At 69.4% G+C, this 3,934-nt stretch carries 3 protein-coding genes; all 3 read right to left on the bottom strand.

Annotation, left to right across the window (positions count from 1 at the left end):
* Positions 1–1,043: HAD-IC family P-type ATPase (locus tag AC2FNB_RS20630; RefSeq protein ID WP_496748628.1), on the bottom strand; the 1,043-nt coding region annotated here is incomplete at its 3' end.
* A gap of 5 nt (positions 1,044–1,048) precedes the next feature.
* Complete coding sequence (locus tag AC2FNB_RS20625; protein WP_496748627.1) at positions 1,049–2,029, bottom strand: FAD:protein FMN transferase; 981 nt, start codon at positions 2,027–2,029, stop codon at positions 1,049–1,051.
* A partial coding sequence (locus AC2FNB_RS20620) for a PepSY domain-containing protein (protein ID WP_496748626.1) occupies positions 2,010–3,934 on the bottom strand: 1,925 nt, incomplete at its 5' end. The genes AC2FNB_RS20620 and AC2FNB_RS20625, both read right to left, overlap by 20 nt.

Below are 3,934 nucleotides of genomic sequence, written 5' to 3'. Positions count from 1 at the left end.
TTGGAGGCCTGATCGAGCGCGGCAGCGAAGCGCAGGATGTCGCCCTCGGCCATGCCGTCATGGCTGTCGATCGAGACGATTTGCGGCCGGCCGTCCGTCAGCGTGCCGGTCTTGTCGAGGATCAGCGTGCGGATGCGCGCCATCGTCTCGAGCGGTCCCGCGCCTTTGATCAGCACCCCGAAATGCGCCGCGCGCGACAGGCCTGCGACCAGCGCGACCGGCACGGCCAGGATCAGGGGACATGGCGTTGCGACGACGAGCACGGCGACGGCCCGGATCGGATCGCCCGTGAACCACCAGGCAGCGAAGGCAATGCTGACCGTGACCGCCAGAAACCCCAGCGACCAACGGTCGGCCAGCCGCGACATCGGCGCCTTGGAGGCCTGCGCCTCTTCCACCAGCCGGACGATCCCGGCATAGGTGCTGTCCTTGGCCTCGTGAGTTGCGATCAGGTCGAAGGCTTCGCCCGCATTGGTCGATCCGCTCATGGCCTCGGCGCCGTAACGGAGCCGGACGGGCAGGGATTCCCCCGTCAGCGCCGAGGTATCGACGAAGGCCGTCTCTGAGCTCACGGTGCCATCCACCGGCACCACGTCGCCCTGCCGGATCAGAAGGCGGTCGCCGGGCGCAATTTCGTTCAGCGGCACTTCCTCCAGCCCGCCATTCCGGTGTCTTGTCGCGGTCCGAGGCACACGGGACAGCAGGTCGTGCATTTCACGGCGGGCACGCCCTTCCGCGAAGGCTTCGAGGAAGGTGCCGCCGGAATACATTACGGCGACCACCGCCGCGGCGAGGGTCTCGCCGAAGACGAGCGCCGCCGACATGGAGAGCGCGGCGACAATATCGAGGCCCACTTCGCCGGAACGCAGGCTGCGCAGGATCTCGACCACGAGCGCGGCGAGCGCGGGAACGACGCCCGCGATCCAGACCGCGTTCGCGACGTCGGGTTCGCCGGAAAAGTAGAAGGCAAGTCCCGCAATCAGGCCGGTCGCGGCAATGAGCAGGATAGCGGTCTTGAAGCGGTCGGTCCGTGTCGTTTCCATGCGGCTCATCTCCCCTCGGCTGAGGCGATTGCCGCTGGCTCTTCGGAAAATAGTCGTCCGACTCCCACGCCCCTTACGTTGACAACATCATCGCGCAAGAGGAACAGGGCGTCGAGGCCGCTTTGTTTTGCGAGCGTCGCGCCTTTGACCGGCCCAAGCACCATGAGGGCCGTCGCCCAGGCATCTGCCTCTGCACAGCTGCGGGCCACGACCGTGATGGAGGCCGGCGACGCGATCAGCGGCGCTCCCCGCCTCGGGTCCATCGTGTGCGACAGGCGGCGCCCCTGCACCTCGACCCAGTGACGGTAGTCGCCCGAGGTCGCGACGGCGGCATCCTGAAGCGCGAGGATCGAATGCGGCGTCCGGCGCTCGGCGTCCGGCGCCTCGACCGCGATGGTCCAGGCTTCACCGTCCGGCCTGAGGCCCATTGCACGCATCTCGCCATCGATCCCGACGAGTCCGTCGGATATGCCTTGATTGCGGAGGATTTCGGCCAGTCGATCCACGCCGTAGCCCTTGGCGATGCCATTCAGGTCCAGCGCGATGGGTGCGGCCTTGCGCACGTGTTCGCCGTTGATCTCGAGCACGTCATGCGCCGGGCGGCGCGAGGCGGCCATCGCGGTGCGGATGCCATCCGGCGCGGCGGCCTCCGGTCCGAAGCCCCAGGCCATCACCGCGTCGCCCATGCCGATGTCGAAGGCTCCGCCAGAGGCGCGGCCAATTTCCAGGCCGAGGCGTAGCACCTCGAGCAATCGTGCAGGAACAGCGATCCATTCACCGATCGGTGCCGCGTTGAGCCGCACAAGGTCGCTGTCCGGCTTCCAGGTCGACATCTGTCCGTCCACCTCATCCACGGCCGCCTGCAATGCCGAGCGGACCGGCCCCGGGTCGAAACCGGGGTCCGCGAATAACAGCGCCGACCACCTCGTGCCCATCGTCGGCCCGTTCAGCGCGATGCGCGCCCGCTCAGTAGACATCTTCGACATACCGCCCCTCCGCCTTCAGGACTGCTGGTGTCAGCCCGGCCGGCGCGAGGATCTCGGCCAGCGCCTCGGCCACGCCGGCGGCCATGTCTCGTCCGCCGCAGACCATCACGCGCGCCCCATTGCGGATGAGCTCCGCGACCTGAGTGGCCTCGCTGCGCAGCGCGTCCTGGACGTAATGGGGACGCGCCCCGCGCGAGACGGCCGTGACCAGCCGGCTTACACGCCCTTCGTCCTGCCATCCGGGGAACTCCTCGCCGTAGAAGAAATCGCTGTCGGGATGGCGCATGCCGAAGAACAGGTGGATCGGCCTGCGGCGCGTATTGCCGCGCACAAAGCCCGCTAGCGGCCCGATGCCGGTCCCCGCGCCGATCAGGATCAGGGGCGCCCGGCTTCGGCCCGGACGGAAGCCGGGGTTGGGGCGCAGGAAGGCGCTCACCGTGTCGCCAGGTTCCAGCGCTGTGAGCTGACCCGAGCAGAGCCCGCCGGGATGCTTCTTGACCACGATCTCGATGAAGCCGTCGCGGCGCCCAGAGGCGAGCGAATAGAGCCGCGGGACGGTCCCGCCTTCGGGCAGAATGCCGATCAGGTCACCCGTCTGGAACCGTGCGAACCCGCCCCCGAGCAGCCGTTGCCCGAGCGAGACGCGGGGAAACGCGAAGCGGAGGATGGCGGTCGGGGCCTGCACCTCGGCGCCGTAGTCGCGGCGCGAGACGAGGGTCAGCGTGGTCGTTTGCGGCTGGACCGGCTGGTGCGTCAGTTCGAGTTCGATCCCGAGAGCGTCTCCGAGCGCCCCGCCCCAGCGCGCGAAATCCTGCGGCGATTGCCGGTCGATTGTGTCGAGCGGCAGAAGCTCGGGCCAGCCCTTCGCCTCTGCCGCAGTCGCGACGGACTTGGCGAAGGCGCAATAGGCCGGAAAGCTGCGGTCGCCGAAGCCGAGCACTGCCAGAGGAATGTCCGGCGCGCGGTCGGTCGCGTTCAGCCGGTCGAGAAAGCCCTTCGCCGAGGCCGGCGCCGCGCCGTCGCCATAGGTCGCGGCCAGCAGGATGATCCGCCGGGCGTTGGTGTAGCGCTCAGGGCCGAAGCCCGACATCGGGCCGACATGGACGCTCTGCCCGGCTTTCGTCAGCGCGGCGTGCAGCGTCGCGGCAAAGCCCCAGGTGCTGCCGCCCTCGCTGCCGACAAGCAAGATCGTCTCGGCGCGTCCGGCGGGCTGGTTGCCCCGGATGCGTGGTCGCCCGGGCCGCCCGGCGAGCCAGACCAGCACGCCGGTCGCGCCCATGGCCGGCACGCCGAGCGCCATGAGCCCCAGCACGAGCCCCAGCGTCGCCGCACCCTGTCCGGTGTGCAGCATGTAGATGGTCTCCGAGACGCGCTCCCACCCGGTCAGGTCGGCCCAGGCCAGCAGCGCCCCGTCGCCCTGATCGAGATATCCGGTGCCCCGGTCGGTCTTGAGCGTGAATACGTCTGTTGCGTCGCCGGGATAGGGAAAGCTCAGCTCGCGCAACTCGGCGACCGGCGTTCGCCGAAGCGTGGGCATCCGGCCCGGAGCGAAGCCGGTCTCCCCACTGACCTCGGCAGGGGCGACCGGCAGGACGCCTCCGTCCGGCAGGAGATCGAAGGTAGACGCCGTCATCCAAAGCGCGGTCGTGGAGGACAGGACGAGGCCGACAACGGCGATGCGTGCGATCTCGGCGTGCAGCCGCCCGGCAAGCGGTCCGCGCAAGGGTGAAAACCAGCGTCGCCAGCCGCCCACCCGCCGCGCGACCAGCGTCGCGCCGGAGAGCGAGAGGATCAGCATCGCGGCCGCCCCTGCGGCCATGGCGATGCGGCCGCCGTCCCCGAGGAACAGCGAGCGGTGCAGGTTGGTGAGCCAGCGTTCGGCCTGGTTCGGGTCGGCCGAGGCTA

The sequence above is a fragment of the Ruegeria sp. BHSB058 genome, assembly GCF_059613285.1.
This window is presented reverse-complemented; position numbering and strand designations above follow the sequence as displayed.